This window comes from Stenotrophomonas sp. (genome assembly GCF_032099025.1).
Lineage (GTDB): Bacteria > Pseudomonadota > Gammaproteobacteria > Xanthomonadales > Xanthomonadaceae > Stenotrophomonas.
Window position 1 is genome coordinate 32,878 of the sequence record NZ_DAMCID010000023.1, and the last position, 16,911, is coordinate 49,788.

Annotated in this window: 15 protein-coding genes; 5 read left to right on the forward strand and 10 right to left on the reverse strand. The window is 61.5% G+C overall.

All coding sequences use genetic code 11. The features are described 5' to 3' along the window. Positions 1–44: 44 nt before the first annotated feature. The 4 genes from rfbD to rfbB are packed head-to-tail and all read right to left on the reverse strand — an operon-like array spanning position 45 to position 3,449. Positions 45–944 (reverse strand): dTDP-4-dehydrorhamnose reductase, encoded by a 900-nt coding sequence (rfbD, locus tag RT456_RS15205; RefSeq protein WP_313347878.1) that lies wholly within the window; start codon positions 942–944, stop codon positions 45–47. After that, the gene (gene rfbC / locus RT456_RS15210) at positions 941–1,498 is read right to left on the reverse strand and encodes a dTDP-4-dehydrorhamnose 3,5-epimerase (RefSeq protein WP_313347879.1); all 558 of its coding nucleotides are present in this window, start codon (positions 1,496–1,498) and stop codon (positions 941–943) included. Before rfbC ends, rfbD begins: the two co-directional genes overlap by 4 nt. Next, positions 1,495–2,382: a glucose-1-phosphate thymidylyltransferase RfbA gene (gene rfbA / locus RT456_RS15215; protein WP_313347880.1), complete on the reverse strand. Its 888-nt coding sequence runs from the start codon at positions 2,380–2,382 to the stop codon at positions 1,495–1,497. The genes rfbC and rfbA overlap by 4 nt, the downstream gene beginning before the upstream one ends. An 11-nt stretch (positions 2,383–2,393) precedes the next feature. After that, on the reverse strand, positions 2,394–3,449 hold the full coding sequence (rfbB, locus tag RT456_RS15220; RefSeq protein WP_313347881.1) for a dTDP-glucose 4,6-dehydratase: 1,056 nt from the start codon (positions 3,447–3,449) through the stop codon (positions 2,394–2,396). Between the two features lie 265 nt (positions 3,450–3,714). Here rfbB and RT456_RS15225 point away from each other — a divergent pair, with 265 nt between their 5' ends. The 5 genes from RT456_RS15225 (at position 3,715) to RT456_RS15245 (ending at position 9,762) form a co-directional block, all read left to right on the forward strand. After that, complete coding sequence (locus RT456_RS15225; protein ID WP_313347882.1) at positions 3,715–4,461, forward strand: electron transfer flavoprotein subunit beta/FixA family protein; 747 nt, start codon at positions 3,715–3,717, stop codon at positions 4,459–4,461. Next, positions 4,461–5,402: an electron transfer flavoprotein subunit alpha/FixB family protein gene (locus RT456_RS15230; protein ID WP_313347883.1), complete on the forward strand. Its 942-nt coding sequence runs from the start codon at positions 4,461–4,463 to the stop codon at positions 5,400–5,402. The genes RT456_RS15225 and RT456_RS15230 overlap by 1 nt, the downstream gene beginning before the upstream one ends. A gap of 143 nt (positions 5,403–5,545) precedes the next feature. Then, entirely contained in the window at positions 5,546–6,904 is a 1,359-nt protein-coding gene (locus RT456_RS15235; protein WP_313347884.1) for a phosphomannomutase, read from the forward strand. A 14-nt stretch (positions 6,905–6,918) separates the two neighbouring features. Then, complete coding sequence (locus tag RT456_RS15240) at positions 6,919–8,328, forward strand: mannose-1-phosphate guanylyltransferase/mannose-6-phosphate isomerase (protein WP_313347885.1); 1,410 nt, start codon at positions 6,919–6,921, stop codon at positions 8,326–8,328. Between the two features lie 3 nt (positions 8,329–8,331). Further along, complete coding sequence (locus tag RT456_RS15245; RefSeq protein ID WP_313347886.1) at positions 8,332–9,762, forward strand: UbiA family prenyltransferase; 1,431 nt, start codon at positions 8,332–8,334, stop codon at positions 9,760–9,762. 34 nt (positions 9,763–9,796) lie between these two features. On the opposite strand, the gene RT456_RS15250 is transcribed toward RT456_RS15245, so the two are convergent. The 6 genes from RT456_RS15250 to gmd all read right to left on the reverse strand — a co-directional run bounded on the left by RT456_RS15250 (position 9,797) and on the right by gmd (position 16,882). Beyond that, positions 9,797–10,510: a class I SAM-dependent methyltransferase gene (locus RT456_RS15250; protein ID WP_313347887.1), complete on the reverse strand. Its 714-nt coding sequence runs from the start codon at positions 10,508–10,510 to the stop codon at positions 9,797–9,799. A 166-nt stretch (positions 10,511–10,676) separates the two neighbouring features. Further along, positions 10,677–11,804 carry a glycosyltransferase family 4 protein gene (locus tag RT456_RS15255; RefSeq protein WP_313347888.1) on the reverse strand — a complete coding sequence of 376 codons (1,128 nt, stop codon included), beginning with the start codon at positions 11,802–11,804 and terminating at the stop codon, positions 10,677–10,679. A gap of 3 nt (positions 11,805–11,807) precedes the next feature. Then, complete coding sequence (locus RT456_RS15260; protein WP_313347889.1) at positions 11,808–12,158, reverse strand: EamA family transporter; 351 nt, start codon at positions 12,156–12,158, stop codon at positions 11,808–11,810. A gap of 327 nt (positions 12,159–12,485) precedes the next feature. Continuing rightward, positions 12,486–14,801, reverse strand: a complete 2,316-nt coding sequence (locus RT456_RS15265) for a hypothetical protein (protein ID WP_313347890.1) — start codon at positions 14,799–14,801, stop codon at positions 12,486–12,488. Positions 14,802–14,922: 121 nt separating this feature from the next. Continuing rightward, positions 14,923–15,840 carry an NAD-dependent epimerase/dehydratase family protein gene (locus tag RT456_RS15270; protein ID WP_313347901.1) on the reverse strand — a complete coding sequence of 306 codons (918 nt, stop codon included), beginning with the start codon at positions 15,838–15,840 and terminating at the stop codon, positions 14,923–14,925. Position 15,841: 1 nt separating this feature from the next. Then, complete coding sequence (gene gmd / locus RT456_RS15275; protein ID WP_313347891.1) at positions 15,842–16,882, reverse strand: GDP-mannose 4,6-dehydratase; 1,041 nt, start codon at positions 16,880–16,882, stop codon at positions 15,842–15,844. Between the last annotated feature and the right edge of the window lie 29 nt (positions 16,883–16,911).

Consider the following 16,911-nt stretch of genomic DNA (forward strand, 5'->3'; position numbering starts at 1 on the left):
TGCAGCGCCACCAAGCGGGCCCGGGCTGCAGGCCGCGCCGGGAATCAGTGGCGCGCCACTTCCGCCATCACCTGCGCAAGCCCTTCCTTCCAGGACGGGAGCGTGACGCCAAAATCCTGCTGGAGTCTGCGGCTGTCCAGCACCGACCATGCCGGGCGCTGCGCAGGCGTGGGGTACTGCGCCGTGGTGATCGGCTCCACCGCCGGGACCTTGACCAGAACGCCCTGCTTCACCGCTTCCTCGAAGATGGCCTGCGCGAAGCCGTGCCAGCTGGTCTGGCCGGACGCGGTGAGATGCCAGGTTCCGGAAAGGGGGGTCGGGTTGCGGAGTACCTGCGCAGTGATGTCGGCGATCAACCCGGCGGGCGTGGGTGTCCCGATCTGGTCGGCGACGACGCGCACGTGATCGCGCTGCGCACCCAGCCGAAGCATGGTGCGTAGAAAGTTCTTGCCGTGCGAGGCATACACCCACGCCGTGCGGAAGATCAGATGGCGGCCGCCAGCCGCACGCACCACGTCTTCGCCGTCGCGCTTGCTGCGCCCGTACACGCCCAGCGGCGCTGTGGGCGCATCTTCGTTGTAAGGCGTGCTGCCCTGGCCGTCGAAGACGTAGTCGGTGGAGTAATGCACAAACGGCACTGCGTGTGCGGCGCACCAGCGCGCGATCTCGCCAGGTGCCTGGGCGTTGACCCGAAAGGCGGCGTCGGCATCCTGCTCAGCCTGGTCCACGGCGGTGTAGGCGGCGGCGTTGATCACCGCCGTCGGGTTCAGACGGTCCAGCAGCGCCGGCAGGCCGTCGGGCTGGTCGAGGTCGGCCTGTTCACAGGCGCGCCCGTCGGGCAGCACACCGCTACGCGTGGCCGCGATTACCTGCCCCAGCGGCGCCAAGGCCCGCAGCAACTCGGTGCCCAGCTGCCCGGCGGCCCCCAGGACCAGCAGCGTCATACGGCAACTACCGGAAGGCGATCTTCAGGAAGGTCCTTCAGGAAGGGGGCCTGCTCATCCTTGGCCGACAGCAGCGGCTGGCCGATCGGCCAATCGACAGCGATATCCGCATCGTTCCAGCGGATGCCTGCGTCGGCTTCCTTGACGTACACGTCGGTGCACAGGTAGTGAAACAGCGCGGTGTCCGACAGCACAGCGAAGCCGTGCGCGAAGCCCGGCGGGATCCAGAACTGCCGCTTGTTGGCAGCGCTCAATACCACAGCTTCCCATCGACCGAACGTGGGCGAGCCCCGACGGATATCGACTGCCACGTCATACACCTCACCTTCGAGTACGCTGACGAGCTTGCCCTGTGGATGAGGCCACTGATAATGCAGCCCACGCAGGACGCCTCTAGTTGACGAGGACACGTTGCTCTGGGAAAACGCGGTCGGCAATCCCACCTCACCAAAACGCCCGGCATTCCAGGTTTCGAAGAAGAAGCCTCGGTCGTCACCGAACACTTTGGGGTCAATGACGTAGCAGCCGGTCAATGAGGTCTCAATCACTTTCACGGCACTACACCCCGTTCTGCCAGTTTCAGCAAGTACTGGCCGTAGCCATTTTTGTTCAGCGGGGCCGCTAGATCCCTGACTTGTTCCGCGCTGATCCAGCCTCTTCCAAAGGCCACCTCTTCCGGACAGCAGACCTGGAGCCCCTGCCGCGTCTGGATGGTCTCAATGAAATTGGACGCCTCCAGCAGGGACTGGTGCGTGCCTGTATCCAGCCATGCGTAGCCGCGGCCGAGCGCCTCAAGGTGCAACTGACCATCGCGCAGGTAGCGGCGGTTGAGGTCGGTGATTTCCAACTCACCCCGGGCGGAAGGCTGAAGCTCGGCAGCGTACTCACATGCCTTGCCGTCATAAAAGTACAGACCGGTCACGGCATAGTTGGAACGTGGCACAGCGGGCTTCTCGACCAGATCGATGACCCGGCCCTCACCATCGAATTCTGCTACGCCGTAGCGCTCTGGATCGTTGACCCAATAACCGAAAACGGTGGCACCACTCTGCCGCTGGTCAGCGCTGCGCAATACCTGGCTCAAGCCATGCCCGTGGAAGATGTTGTCACCCAGCACCAGGCAGCTCGGATTGTCACCGATGAAGTCGCGCCCAATCACATAGGCCTGCGCCAGTCCATCCGGGCGTGGCTGAACGGCGTACTCGATATTCATGCCCCACTGCGATCCATCACCCAGCAGTTGCTGGAACAAGAACTGCTCATGGGGAGTATTGATGACCAGGACGTCCCGGATTCCGGCGAGCATGAGAACGCTCAGCGGATAGTAGATCATTGGCTTGTCGTACACCGGCAGCAGCTGCTTGCTGATGCCCTTGGTGATGGGGTAAAGGCGCGTGCCCGACCCTCCGGCCAGAATGATGCCCTTGCGTTGCGTCATGATGTTATTCCTCAAGCCCGGGTACCGATTCGCTGCAGACGGTAACTGCCGTCCAGCACGCCGTCGACCCAAGGCTGGTTTTCCAGGTACCAGTTGACGGTAAAGGCGATACCCTGCTCGAAGGTGTACTTCGGTTCCCAGCCCAGCTGGTCCTTGAGCTTGCTCGCGTCGATGGCGTATCGACGGTCGTGGCCCGGCCGGTCGGCGACATAGGTGATCTGGCTGCTGCGCGGCTGACCATCCTCACGCGGGCGGCGGGCGTCGAGCAGCGCGCAGATCGCATGCACCACCTCGATGTTTTCCTTCTCGGAATTGCCACCCACGTTGTAGGTCTCGCCCACCTGGCCCTTGGCCAGTACGGTGCGGATCGCCTCGCAGTGGTCGGACACGAACAGCCAGTCGCGCACCTGCTTGCCGTCGCCATAGACCGGCAGCGGTTCGCCGGCCAGGGCCTTGGCGATCACCAGCGGAATGAGCTTCTCCGGGAAGTGGTACGGACCATAGTTGTTGGAGCAGTTCGTGGTCAGCACCGGCAGCCCGTAGGTGTGGTGGAACGCGCGCACCAGATGGTCCGATGCGGCCTTGGACGCCGAGTACGGCGAGTTGGGCGCATACGGCGTGGTTTCGCTGAACTTGCCAGTCTCGCCCAAGGAGCCGTACACCTCGTCGGTGGACACATGCAGGAAACGGAAGGCAGCGCCCTTGTCGGCCGGCAGAGCCTTCCAGTAGTCGCGCACCGCTTCCAGCAGGGCAAGCGTGCCCACCACGTTGGTCTGGATGAACGCGCCGGGGCCGTCGATGGAGCGGTCCACGTGGCTTTCTGCGGCAAAGTTCAGCACGGCATCCGGCTGGAATTTCTGCAGCAGGTGCGAGACGAGACAATGGTCGGCGATGTCCCCTTGGACGAACACGTGGTCAGGATTGTCCTCCAGCGATGCAAGCGTTTTCAGGTTGCCGGCATAGGTCAGTGCGTCCAGATTGATGACGCGGACGCCGCTGGAGACCGCGTCGAGAACGAAGTTACCGCCGATGAACCCGGCGCCGCCGGTGACCAGCCATGTGGGCACTACCTGTTCTCCTGATCTGCAAGGGTCGTCCGGGGGCCGTCTCGGGCCCGCATGACACAGCGCAACAGAATACATGCCAGCAGTCTTCACGACTGCCAGCGCGGGGTGAACGATGCGGTCGACCCTCCAGGCAATGACGCACCGCAACATAACCATACGCATTCGCATGGTAGTGCGCGGACAGTTAGAATCCATATCCCACCCCCGAACCGGCTGTCGTTTCCGACACCGGACGTTCCCCTGTAATTGAAGGATCGAGCACCAGATGAAAATCCTCGTCGCGTACAAGCGCGTGGTGGACTACAACGTCCGCATTCAGGTCAAGCCGGACGGTTCCGGCGTGGTCACCGACGGCGTCAAGCTGTCCCCCAATCCCTTCGACGAAATCGCCCTGGAAGAAGCCCTGCGCCTGCGCGACAAGGGCATCGCCACCGAAGTCGTGGTCGTCACCATCGCCCCGGCCGACGCCCAGGCGCACCTGCGCAACGGCCTGGCCATGGGCGCCAACCGTGCCATTCACGTGGTCACCGACCAGGCCATCCAGCCGCTGACCGCCGCCCGCACCCTGCTCAAGCTGGTCGAGAAGGAACAGCCGGACCTGGTCATCCTGGGCAAGCAGGCCATCGACGATGACGCCAACCAGACCGGCCAGATGCTGGCCACGCTGTGGGGCCGCCCGCAGGCGACCTTCGCCAGCAAGCTGGACATCGCCGACGGCAAGGCCACGGTCACCCGTGAAGTCGACGCCGGCCTGGAAACGCTGGAAGTGGACCTGCCGGCCGTGGTCACCACCGACCTGCGCCTGAACGAGCCGCGCTTCATCAAGCTGCCCGACATCATGAAGGCCAAGGCCAAGCCGCTGGAGACCCTGCAGCTGGCCGACCTCGGCGTTGAAGCCGCCGACACCTTCAAGACCACCCAGTACGCCGCGCCGGTCAAGCGCAGCAAGGGCGTGATGGTCAAGGACGCGGCCGAACTGGTCGCCGCACTCAAGCAGAAGGGGTTGCTGTAATGACCAAGATCCTCGTTGTTGCCGAACACCATGACAGCAAGCTCAACGCCGCCACCGCCAAGACCGTGAGCGCGGCCGCCGCCATCAGCGGCGCCAGCATCGACGTGCTGGTGCTGGCCGCCGACCCGGCCGCCGTGGCCGCGCAGGCCGCCGAGCTGGCCGGCGTGGCCAAGGTGCTGACCGTGGCCAATGCCGCCAACGCCCAGGCGTTGGCCCAGGTGCTGGCCCCGCAGATCGCGCAGCTGGCCGCCGGCTACACCCACGTGTTCGGCCCGTCGACCACCTTCGGCAAGGACCTGATGCCGTGCGTGGCCGCCCTGTTGGGCGTCAACCAGGTCTCGGACCTGATGACCGTCGAAGGCAGCCATAGCTTCAAACGCCCCATCTACGCGGGCAACGCCATCATCACCGTGGACGTGCCGGCCGACCAGATCGTGGTCGCTACCGTACGCGCGGCCTCCTGGCCGGAAGCGGCCAAGGGCGGCAGCGCCGCGGTGGAAGCCGCCAGCGTCGACGCGGCCCTGCCCACCCACACCCGCTTCATCGGGCTGGCCGCCGGTGCCACCGACCGACCGGACCTGCAGAGCGCCAAGCGCGTGGTCTCCGGCGGCCGCGGCGTGGGGTCGGAGGAGAACTTCAAGGTGATCTTCCAGCTGGCCGACAAGCTCGGGGCCGCCGTGGGTGCCTCGCGCGCCGCCGTGGACGCCGGCTACGTGCCCAGCGACCTGCAGGTCGGCCAGACCGGCAAGATCATCTCGCCGGAGCTGTACGTGGCCGTCGGCATCAGCGGCGCCATCCAGCACCTGACCGGGATCAAGGACGCCGGCACCATCGTGGCGATCAACAAGGACCCGGACTCGCCGATCTTTGAGATCGCCGATATTGGGTTGGTGGGGGATCTGTTCACGTTGTTGCCTGAGCTGGAAGCGGCGATCGGCTGAGCGGTATGAGCGAGGATGCGCAATTTGCCAGTTGCGCAGCCTCCACCCGGTTAACCGGACGGGCTCGAACGCTGCACGGGATCACCCGCCCTTTGCGGTCACTGCCGTTATAATTAGCGGTCAACCCTGAAAGGACTGCATTGATGACGCTTCCGAGTTTCAAGGCCTACGATATCCGTGGTCGCGTGCCTGACGAATTGGACGCTGCGCTGGCCAAGCGCATTGGCGCCGGCACAGCATCGCTGCTCGGCCCGGGACCCGTCATCGTCGGCCATGATATTCGCCTGAGCAGCCCTGAACTGCTTCAAGCCGCCATTGACGGTCTGACGACCAGTGGCCGCGATGTCATCAACATCGGCCTTTGCGGCACGGAAGAAGTTTACTTCCAGACCTTCCACCGGAACGCTGCCGGTGGGATCATGGTCACCGCCAGCCACAATCCGATGGATTACAACGGCATGAAGCTGGTACGCGACGGTGCCAAACCGATCAGCGGGGATACCGGACTTTTCGACATCCGCGATTTCGCAGCTTCGGACGCTCCGCTGGGAACAGGCAGCGCGACGGTAGTCCGCGACGAAGACAAGTCCTCCTATATCCAGCACTTGCTCAGCTACATCGACGTAGCCAAGTTGAAGCCGCTGAAGATCGTGACCAATCCGGGCAATGGCGGCGCTGGTGTAGTAATCGATCAGCTGGCGCCCCATCTACCATTCGAATTCATCCGTATCCAGCATGAGGCGGACGGCAACTTCCCAAACGGGATTCCCAACCCACTGTTGCCGGAGAACCGGGCGGCAACCCGTGATGCGGTACGTGAGCACGGTGCAGACTTCGGCATTGCGTGGGACGGCGATTTCGATCGCTGCTTCTTCTTCGACGCAGATGGCAACTTCATCGAAGGTTATTACTTGGTTGGCCTGCTCGCCAAGGCCCTTCTTGGAAGCTCGCCATGTGGCAAGATCATCCACGACCCTCGACTGACCTGGAACACGGTGGAGATGGTCGAACAAGCCGGCGGCATTCCGATCATGAGCAAGACCGGGCATGCGTTCATCAAAGAGCGCATGCGCGCTGAGGATGCCATTTATGGCGGCGAAATGAGCGCGCACCATTACTTCCGCGATTTTGCGTACTGTGATTCAGGGATGATTCCCTGGCTGCTTATTGCGGAGCTGGTCTCAGAGACGGGCACCTCTCTGGGTGATCTGGTCGCAGACCGTATGCAGGCATTCCCATGCAGCGGTGAAATCAATTTCCGCGTCGAAGACGCCAAGGCCACCGTAGCCCGCGTAATGGCACATTACGCCAGCCAGGAGCCGACTCTCGACCACACGGATGGCGTCAGCGCCGAGTTCAAGGACTGGCGCTTCAACCTGCGCAGCTCCAACACTGAACCATTGCTGCGTCTCAATGTGGAAACCCGTGGCGATGCAGCTCTGCTGCGTACCCGCACAGACGAGCTGACCGCCCTGATCGGCGGCAGTCCGGCCCAACACTGATCCAGGACGCATCCATGTTGCCCATCGTTCCCGTCATTCTTTCCGGTGGTTCCGGCACCCGCCTGTGGCCCGTTTCGCGTGAGGCCTACCCGAAACAATTCCTGCCGCTGGTCGGGCAGGACACCATGCTGCAAGCAACGTGGAAGCGCGTTGCGCAAGTTGCAGGAGCGGCGCCGATCGTGGTAGCCAACCAGGAACATCGTTTCATGGCCGCAGAACAGCTGCGCGAGTGCAACGTAGCTCCGCAGGCGCTGATACTCGAACCGATTGGCCGCAATACTGCACCGGCAATTGCCATCGCGGCGTTGCAGGCGCTGGCGACCGGCGAGGACGCACTGCTGCTGGTGTTGCCATCAGACCACGTGGTGCGCGATGAAAAGGCATTCCACGAGGCCGTCATGAACGCAGCGGTTGCCGCTGAGAGCGGCAAGCTGGTGACCTTCGGTATCGTGCCGACCTCACCGGAGACTGGCTACGGCTACATCAAGGCCGCCCCAGGCCAAGGCGTGCGCGGGGTGGAGCGCTTCGTTGAGAAGCCCAATCTTGAAACCGCCGAGCAGTACGTTCGCTCCGGCGAGTATTTCTGGAATAGCGGCATGTTTCTGTTCAAGGCCTCGCGGTACCTGGCCGAGCTGGAAGCCCTGCAGCCGGCAATCCTGGCCGCCAGCCGCGCGGCACTGGAAAAGGCATCACGCGACAGCGACTTCATTCGCTTGGACGCCGAAAGCTTCGCCACCAGCCCGAACGATTCAATCGATTACGCAGTGATGGAGAAGACTGCCGATGCGGCCGTAGTGCCGCTCGATGCCGGCTGGAATGACGTTGGGTCCTGGTCGGCACTGTGGGAAGTGTCCGACAAGGACGCATCGGGCAATGCCTGCCACGGCGATGTGATTGCCGTGGACTGTCGCAACAGCTATGCGTACGGCAGCCGTCTAATCGCCATGGTCGGGCTGGACGATGTTGTCGTGGTAGAAACAGACGACGCCGTTTTCGTTGGTCACAAGGACCGCGTTCAGGACGTCAAGGAAATCGTCGCCCGGATCAAGCGTGACGGCCGGAGCGAAGCGGCCGCGCACCGGAAGGTCTATCGTCCATGGGGTGCCTATGACTCCATCGACAACGGCGCCCGCTTCCAGGTCAAGCGCATCACCGTTAAGCCAGGCGCAACGCTAAGCCTGCAGATGCACCATCACCGTGCCGAGCATTGGATCGTTGTCAGCGGTACCGCCGAGGTTACACGCGGAGAGGAGGTCATCCTACTCACCGAGAACCAGAGCACGTACATTCCACTGGGCGTCACCCATCGCCTGAAGAACCCGGGCAAGTTGCCGCTGGAGCTTATTGAGGTGCAGTCGGGCAGCTATCTGGGCGAAGACGACATTGTTCGTTTCGAAGACCAATATGGCCGGGTGGCGGGTTGATCCATGGCAGATGAAGGGACCGGCCAGCCCAGGCCGTTGTGCGTTGATCTGGACGGTACCTTGCTGCGTACGGATCTGCTCTACGAGACTTTCCTGAGGATGCTCGCACGACAGCCTTGGATGTTGTTGCTGCTTCCATGGTGGCTGCTGCGTGGCAAGGCTTACCTGAAGCGACGGTTGGCGGTGCATGGCGTAGGCGACCCCGCCCTGCTTCCATTCGATCCTCGGGTGCTGGAACTGCTTCAGGCCAATAGCGGCCGCATGCGCGTCCTGTGCACTGCGTCCGACAGGGCACTGGTGGAACCGATCGCACGCCATCTGGGCATGTTCGACGCGGTGTACTGCAGCGACGGAGAGACCAATCTTGCCGGCCATCGCAAGGCCGATCTGCTGGTTGCGCAGTTTGGCGAGCGAGGATTCGACTATGTCGCGAACGCAGGGGTGGATGTCGCCATCTGGCGCCATGCCCATTCAGCCTGGGTGGTCAATGGCAGCAAGCGCGTCGCCCGTGCTGCGGCGGCGTGCTCCCAGCTTGCCGCCCACTGGCCAAGCGAAGGCGGTGGTCCACGTGCATGGCTAAAGGCAATGCGGGTGCACCAGTGGCTGAAGAACCTCCTGGTTTTCGTGCCCTTGCTGGCCAGCCATCGCTTCATGGAACCGGACATGGTGCTATCGGCGGCGCTCGCTTTTGCCGCATTCGGCCTGTGTGCGTCCGGCGTGTATCTGCTCAACGATCTCCTCGACCTGGAGTCGGACCGCGAGCATCCCCGGAAGCGCAAGCGACCGTTTGCCTGTGGTAGCTTGGAGCTGCGTTCCGGCCTGCTGGTTACACCAGTCCTGACGCTCGCCGGGTTCCTCCTCGCCTGGTGGGTGGCTCCCGCGTTTCTGCTGGTTCTGGCACTCTACTTCTGCCTCACCCTTGCATATTCGCTGCGCTTGAAGCAGGTGGTCATGATCGACGTGGTGATGCTGGCCGCGTTGTATACGATCCGCATAGTGGGCGGTGCGGCAGCTATCGATGTGACGCTGTCATTCTGGCTGCTGACCTTCTCGATGTTCATTTTCTTGAGCTTGGCAATGCTCAAGCGTTATACCGAGCTACAAATGACCTTGGCCAGCGGAAAGCTGAAGCCGAGTGGGCGCGGATATCATGTGGAAGACTTGGCGTTGGTGCAGACGCTGGGCACCGCCGCGGGCCTGGTTTCGGTACTGGTGCTATGCCTCTACATCAATGCGCCCGAGAGCCAAGCCTTGTACAAGCATCCCGTGTTCCTTTGGTTCCTGAGTCCCGTGCTGCTGTACTGGATCTGTCGTGCGTGGTTGTTGGCGCATCGCGGGCAGATGCACGACGACCCGGTAGTGTTCGCAGTCAAGGACCCCGGAAGTTTGATTACGGTTCTGGTTGGAGGGTTGTCGGTTCTCGCTGCAATCTGAAACTCCGGGTGGCACCTTACTATCCGGATGCGCCTCAGATTTCGCCGTCGCCGGCGCTTCGCTCCAAGATCAGGATGATCGACTCCCCGCTACCGGCCGGTAGCAGGGGTCGCGCGAGAACGAACTGGAGCAGAGTCGGCCAGCCCAGCAGCAGCACTTCCAGCTTGCCCAGCCAGCCGAACACGTATGGGAAGTCCCATAGACCGTCGGCGAACCTACGTACAACCTTGAAGCCAGCCTTACGGAACATGCTTTCCCACTCGGCGTGAGACTTTAGGTTGATGTGAGTGGGGTCGGTGAAGGCGATCCAGGCAGTCCCCTTCCTGCGGTGGGCAAAGCCGTCCGCGTCTGGCGTGATCACCAGCGCGCGCGCGTTGGGCTTCAATACTCGCCGCCAATCGGCCAGCACAAGGGTCAATGCGGGGTCCGGAATATGCTCGACCACATGCACAGAGACCAGCCCGTCCAGACTGGCGTCACTCACCTGATCAAGTGACTCGTGGATAGGCACCCCGGTTCGCTCGCGCGCGGCCCTACTGGCCCAAGCGCTCTGCTCCACCCCCGACGCCTGAAAATGACGCTTGAGGTGCATCAGGAAGAAGCCCGGTCCGCAACCAAAATCGAGAATCTTGCCGGCGGCCAAGTAGCGTTGGGCGAGCCGGGTGAACAGCTTCAGCGCAGGACGGTCACCGCCTTGCCCATTGCCACTGTAATACTCCTCGCCGTAATGCTCCGTGTTCTCTCTCACCGTGCCCTCCTTCAAATCACGCAACCGCAATCAGGACGGCAAGGTGCCGCTCCGTGAACCGTTGTGGGGGGGTACTACGACCGGTACCAAGAGTCGCTCAATACGTTCCCGCGCGCAAGCAGTCAGGCAGGCCATGCGTGGACTGGGGCCAGCCTCTATGGCAGGTTCAACTCCGCACAGTACGCTTAATCAGCATCGTTTCCTGCAGGTCATGGAAGCGCCGCAGCGGATAGGCCTGCAGTGCCCGCTCACGAATCTCCCGACGGCTCACGTCATCACCGCTTTCGATCATGCGCTGCATCGCGTCAACCAGCGCTGGTGCGTCGCCAATGCCTACCACCTCGCCATTTCCGGTGTTCTGCACGATTGTCCGCACACCAGGCAGGTTGGACGCCAGAACGCGAGCACCGCTCTGCATGGCCTCCAGCTGGACCATGCCGAAAGCCTCATAACGGTTGACACTGGGGAGCACCAGTACATCAAGCTGCGCGTAGAACGCACGTAATTCTTCCTCGCTGACTCGCCCCCGTACTTCGACCGCATCGCCCAATGACCCAATCTGCCCATGGATGGAGTCCATGATGCTTCCGCCGGCCACGTTGTGGGTATCGCCTACCAGCACCAGCCGGACGCCGGCACCATACCGTCGGTGGATCTCGGAGAAGGCCTCAAGCAGGACCGGCAGTCCCTTCTCAGCGACGAAACGACCAACGAAACCGAAGCGAAAAACGCCATCGCCAGCGGTCGGCGCATCCAGCCAGGGCATCAGTTTCATCGGCGCCAACACTTCGTGCTGCTTGTGCTTGCTCCCGACCAGCCACGATGAGGAAGCGGCATAGTCGTGGGTGAGCACACCCACATCCCGTGCGCGGCGCGTTGCCAGCCAGCACGACAGTCGCGTCACGTTCACCGCAACACGATCCATCAGCCCGCCCACAACGGCCATGTCACATTGATAGTTCACTACCAGCTTACGTGATGGTACGAGCAGTGAGAGCAGGCCAGATTCCAGCATCGGCATATGCAGGTTGACCACGTCATGTGCGCGCGCCAAACGTCGGAACCAAGTGATGAAGCGCCAGCTGATTACACCTTTGTGCAGGCGCGCAAATACCGGAGCCCGGATAACCTTCACGCCCCTCATCGTCTCCTCAACGGGCAGGCTGGCATCATGCTGGGTGGTCAGCACGGTGACCTCGTGACGCTCGGCGAGATCCTCGGCGAGCATACGCGCGAACTCGGTCACCCCACTCATGTAGGGCGTGTAATAGGTCAATACGATCAATATCTTCATGAGTCAGCTCGCACTCACCAGCAGTACGCCTAGCACGATCAATCCGATTCCAGTGGCCCGAAGCGGGCCCAGCTGCTCGCCCAGGAAAACGATCGCCAGGATCGGGGTTACCACGTAGGTCAGAGCAATCATGGGTTGCAACTTGGTCAATGGCATGTACTTCAAAAGTACCACCCAAGCCACCAGCGGAATCATCTGCATGATCATGCCCGCGATCAGGGGCGGATTGCGAAATGCAGAATCAAGCAGCGGAACCACTCCCTGCGAGTAGTGGACCTTGCCGGCGCCGATCTTGAGTAGAAGGGTGCCGAAGGCCCCCAGGATGACCAGGCCAAACACGATGAGAAGTTGCATACAGAACCATCCAGAAAAGTGCGCGTCGAGGCAGCGCGAACAACTACCTATTATCCATGCTTTGGAGCCGGACTCGTTTGGCGGGATCCCGGCCCACCCGGGCGAGCGTGTTCGTTTCGCGAGGCTTCCGGGCACAGGATCCGCGGATTGAGCCTCCTTTCCGCGGGCATCGGCAACCCATCCGTAGGCAACCACAGAACACCCTCCGAATGGCCAGGCTTTCACAAGCATGAACCGCAAGGAAGCGGGCCGAGCAAGCCCTTCAGCGGGCTTGCGCTCCCGCGCTTCCATGGCGTCCCAACGCGTAAGCGCACGGCAGCGACTAGGCTAACGAGTGACGGCCGACGCTCCGCAGGTGCTGGTCACTTTTTGAATCACCCAAAGCGCGCCTGGGGTGGCCTTCGGGTCAACGAAGGTTAGGCGTTGCCAGCCGCTCTTCAATGGGATCTCCATCCCAGTTGGCGCCAACTGACCGACCGCGGGCGAACCATCTCCACCATCCACCAGCACGTCGAGTGAAGCGAAGTCGGGCGTGTGGTCTGCGTACACGGTTAAGCGGCATGTCTGTTGCGAAGGCACCGACACCAATGCCTCGATTTCAAATCCGGATGCCACCGGACAGCCCCCGGCCACACATGGCAACCAGCCCCACCCGGAAACCGCGACCACCTCACCCGCTTTTTCGAGATCCACTAGATTGTACTCGGTGGATTCCTTCACTCCACCGGATGGATAAACGAACGGAGACTGGACGCCGGTAAAGGACTTCAGTTGCACCACCCATCGCGGGTGTACTGCAGTATGGAATGTGTCGCCGCGCGCCCTTCTGGCGTAGCCACCTCTCATGCCCTCCTGATCGAGCTTCGGCAGGTACGCGAGTGAGGCCTGCTCATGGGCGAGGTAGGAAACATAGTGGGACTTCTGGAATCTCTCAACACCTTCGACGCCGGCATCATCTATGACCCAGGCCTCTCCTGCACCTGACGGCAGGTCACGAGCAAAATCCAGCGATAGGCCATGCACTCCCTTCCATCCCTCTACGATGCCCATGGAAGGACGGGCATGATTATGGATCGCGGCCAGCATCAACAGGAAGACGAGCGCCACATAAGCCAGAATGCCCCACTTGACTGATCTGCTACGCGCTGCATTTCCCAACTCCCTGAGACCGTTCAAGATCAAGACGGCGGCCAGAACACAGGCCGCTGGCCCGATCATCTGGACAACTTTATGCTCTCCATAGGCGTAGTCCCGCACTTCGACGAAACCAATCAGCAACAGCGAGACTAGCAAGAGCGAGGCAGCCGCTGAACGCGCAGCAGGAACCCACGCACTGCCCAGTGCTACAAGCGCGGCCAGAGCCCAACCGATTACAAGCATGCTGTGGCTGACGTAGGGGCTCCCATTCACCACCATTCCAGCAAATGGCGCAGCTACCCAAGTCCAAGGACTGGCATGCAGGTACATGCCTTCCCACGTCCCGCCGCTGGCGATACCCTCGACATCACTTGCGGATTGCAACAGTTCCATGACAAGGACGTTGGAGGCAAGGAAGAACGCGCCAGCGCAGAGCGCCGCGCCCTTGAAGAACTCCGCCCAGGACCGATTGAGCAGGGCACCCCATGCCACCCCAAACGCAGCCAGGATTACCGCGGCGGCCGCAGCCTCGCCGTAGCAATGTGCCGCCAACGACGCCCCAAGGCCCAGCAGCAGCGCTCGACGCCACCAGCATCGATCAATCGATGCAGCGAGTGCCAGCACCATGGCTGCGGCGGACGCGCCAACGGTTGTGGCGACATTGCTGTTGATCGCTGCCGCTAGCATGCTCGGCGAGAAGTAGACCAGCACCGTCAGAATGGCCAAGGCAGGCAACCACGCCACACGCAGCGAGCGGCCACCTGAGCGGCTCATGACGGCGATAGGGAGCAGTCCAATGCCGATGAACAGGGAGCCAAGAGCCGACGAGATCAGCATCTCATTGGCAGTAGCACCACCGCCGTACGCAAGCGCCATCCCGAGCATCGAGAAGCTTCCGCCTCGATATACCGGGCAGTCATTTCCTATGTAGACAGCACCGAGACGACAGCCGCCCAGATTGAGCGCTTCGGAAACAACCTCGGGGCCAACGAAGATCGGGTGATTGAGCGCCCAACGCGAACCTTCAAAATAAAAGAGCGTGTCGTGATTGGAAGTCTCGATGAGCCAGTAGTTCGCCGCATCCACGCGTATCCCGACAATCCATGCGACTGTCCCGACGACTACACACAGCACGACCAACCATACTATTAGTTCCATGCCGCCCGTCCGGCGCAATACCAACAATCTGAGAAGTCCGAATCCAGCCACGGCGACAAGTCCGTAATAGACCCACTTCCCTGGCAACCACAAGTTGAAATTGATTACCAAGAGCGCGAATGCGACCACGCCGAGTGCCAGGCTTGCAGCCGCCCCCACCGCCCCCCTGACATCATCAGGCAGGAGGTGGCCTGAATCTGATCGCACGAAAAGCGAACCGCAGCCAAGCAGCACCAAGGAGCACGCCGCGACGCTGAAGACCGTCATCAGGTATGGATACATATGTAAAAGGCACCTGTAATCAAAGGCCGTCCGACAGCACGCCGAATCGGCCCAAATAAACTTCATCACAGCAGGCGGGGCACCGAGCGCTGCAGGCGGAGAGATCCGCTTACCCACTCAACACTGATTCGGCGCCGAATGGCGCCAATGCGCCGCTCGGACCAAACAGAAGCTCTCGCGAGTAGCGCTACCCCAAATGCGACGTCAACATCCATTCAAGCGTTTGGCTGATATCCGGGCAATTCCAGTCGCCGATCACACTTTTCAGCAATTCGTTGTTTCCGCGCAAGACGCGAACCTCATTCGCCCTGACGAACGCAGGATTCACCCGTATGGCGATCTCATGCCCGGTGATGCGCTGGCAGGTATCGATGATGCCACGCAACGAATGCGCTTCACCCGAACACACATTGACGATCATGGAAGCCGCTTTCGGCTCCACCATCAAGCGCGCATATGCATCGACCACGGCCCTGACGTCGCCGAAGTCCCGCCACACATCGATGTTGCCCAGTTCAATCTCGTTCGCGCCCTTCACAAAATGAGAAACCACCTTCGGAATTAGATACTTCTCATCCTGACCAACACCGGTGTAATTGAATGGCCGCGCGACCACCAGTGGGTATCTGTCGCTCCACAGCCGCGCCACGTACTCCATTGCCAGCTTACTGACCGCATAGTCGTTCGCGGGATTGGGCGGCACAGCTTCTGAGATTGCGCCTTCGGTCGTGTTCCCATAAACGTTGGCGCTGCTTGCCAAAAGGACACTTACTGGAATGTGGCCGGCGTCCTGAAGTGCTTGAAACAGATTCCTGGTACCGACCAGATTGATCTGATAGAAGTCGTCCACCTTCCCGTGTGCGACGAACGCAAGAGCGGCAAGGTGGATCACGTGGTCGGGGCGAACCTCATCCATGACCTGCGTCAACGTACGTAGGTCCCTCAAGTCCGCACGCCTGACCTGAGGATCATCTTCGGTGTCCGCAGTCGACTGGGCGGCGCTCACTAGAGAGACGACCGTATGACCCCGTCTCTCAAGCTCGCGCACCATGTAGCGCCCAGTGAAACCGGACGCTCCCGTCACCAGAACACGCTTTCCCGCCATCTCAGAAGGAGAACCCACTTTCGTTCCTCTTCAGATCGGCCTCGACCATCATCTGGCACAGCTGCTCCAGCGTGGTCTGCGGCTTCCAACCCAATACGCGCTCTGCCTTTTCAGGGTTGCCGATCAACAGATCGACCTCGGCCGGACGGTGGAACTTGGCATTGATGCGCATCACCACCTTGCCGGTGGCCGTATCGATGGCGGTTTCGTCCTGGTCCTTGCCGCGGAACTCCACGTCAATGCCGGCGCCCTTGAACGCCATCTGCACGAAGTCGCGGACGGTTTCGGTTCGGTTGGTGGCAAGCACAAAGGTATCCGGCTGGTCCACCTGCAGCATGCGCCACATGCCTTCCACATATTCCTTGGCAAACCCCCAGTCGCGCTTGGCATCGAGATTGCCAAGCTCCAGGCAGTCCAGCTGACCCAGCTTGATCTTGGCCACCGAGTCGGTGATCTTGCGGGTCACGAACTCGCGACCGCGCAGCGGGCTTTCGTGGTTGAACAGAATGCCGCTGGAACCAAAGATGTCGTAGCTTTCGCGGTAGTTGACCGTGATCCAATGTGCGTAGAGCTTGGCGACGCCGTACGGGCTGCGCGGATAGAACGGCGTGTCCTCGACCTGCGGAATGGCCTGCACCTTGCCGAACATCTCCGAGGTAGACGCCTGGTAGAAGCGGATCTTCGGGTTGATCAGGCGGATGGCCTCCAGCAGATGCAACGCGCCTACGCCGGTGATCTGGGCAGTGGTAGTGGGCTGCTCGAAACTCACACCCACGAAACTCTGCGCGGCCAGGTTGTAGATTTCTTCCGGCTGGATCTTCTGGACCATGGAGATGGTGGTCCCCAGATCGGTCAGGTCATATTCGACCAGGTGCAGGTTCGGATGCTTGGTCACGCCAAGCTCGTCCAGGCGCCAGAAATTGACCGAGCTGGTGCGGCGATACGTCCCGTAGACCTCATATCCCTTGCTCAGCAGCAGCTCGGTAAGATACGCGCCGTCCTGGCCGGTGATGCCGGTGATAATCGCCTTCTTCTTGCTCATTCCGATCTCTCTCAAAAAGTCTGGTGTGG

Excerpts from the sequence above, each read along its gene's own strand:
- rfbD (WP_313347878.1), bottom strand. The coding sequence starts at position 944 with ATGACGCTGCTGGTCCTGGGGGCCGCCGGGCAGCTGGGCACCGAGTTG.
- rfbA (WP_313347880.1), bottom strand. The coding sequence starts at position 2,382 with ATGACGCAACGCAAGGGCATCATTCTGGCCGGAGGGTCGGGCACGCGC.
- RT456_RS15225 (WP_313347882.1), top strand. The coding sequence starts at position 3,715 with ATGAAAATCCTCGTCGCGTACAAGCGCGTGGTGGACTACAACGTCCGC.
- RT456_RS15230 (WP_313347883.1), top strand. The coding sequence starts at position 4,461 with ATGACCAAGATCCTCGTTGTTGCCGAACACCATGACAGCAAGCTCAAC.
- RT456_RS15235 (WP_313347884.1), top strand. The coding sequence starts at position 5,546 with ATGACGCTTCCGAGTTTCAAGGCCTACGATATCCGTGGTCGCGTGCCT.
- RT456_RS15240 (WP_313347885.1), top strand. The coding sequence starts at position 6,919 with ATGTTGCCCATCGTTCCCGTCATTCTTTCCGGTGGTTCCGGCACCCGC.
- RT456_RS15245 (WP_313347886.1), top strand. The coding sequence starts at position 8,332 with ATGGCAGATGAAGGGACCGGCCAGCCCAGGCCGTTGTGCGTTGATCTG.
- RT456_RS15255 (WP_313347888.1), bottom strand. The coding sequence starts at position 11,804 with ATGAAGATATTGATCGTATTGACCTATTACACGCCCTACATGAGTGGG.
- RT456_RS15260 (WP_313347889.1), bottom strand. The coding sequence starts at position 12,158 with ATGCAACTTCTCATCGTGTTTGGCCTGGTCATCCTGGGGGCCTTCGGC.
- RT456_RS15265 (WP_313347890.1), bottom strand. The coding sequence starts at position 14,801 with ATGAAGTTTATTTGGGCCGATTCGGCGTGCTGTCGGACGGCCTTTGAT.
- RT456_RS15270 (WP_313347901.1), bottom strand. The coding sequence starts at position 15,840 with ATGGCGGGAAAGCGTGTTCTGGTGACGGGAGCGTCCGGTTTCACTGGG.
- gmd (WP_313347891.1), bottom strand. The coding sequence starts at position 16,882 with ATGAGCAAGAAGAAGGCGATTATCACCGGCATCACCGGCCAGGACGGC.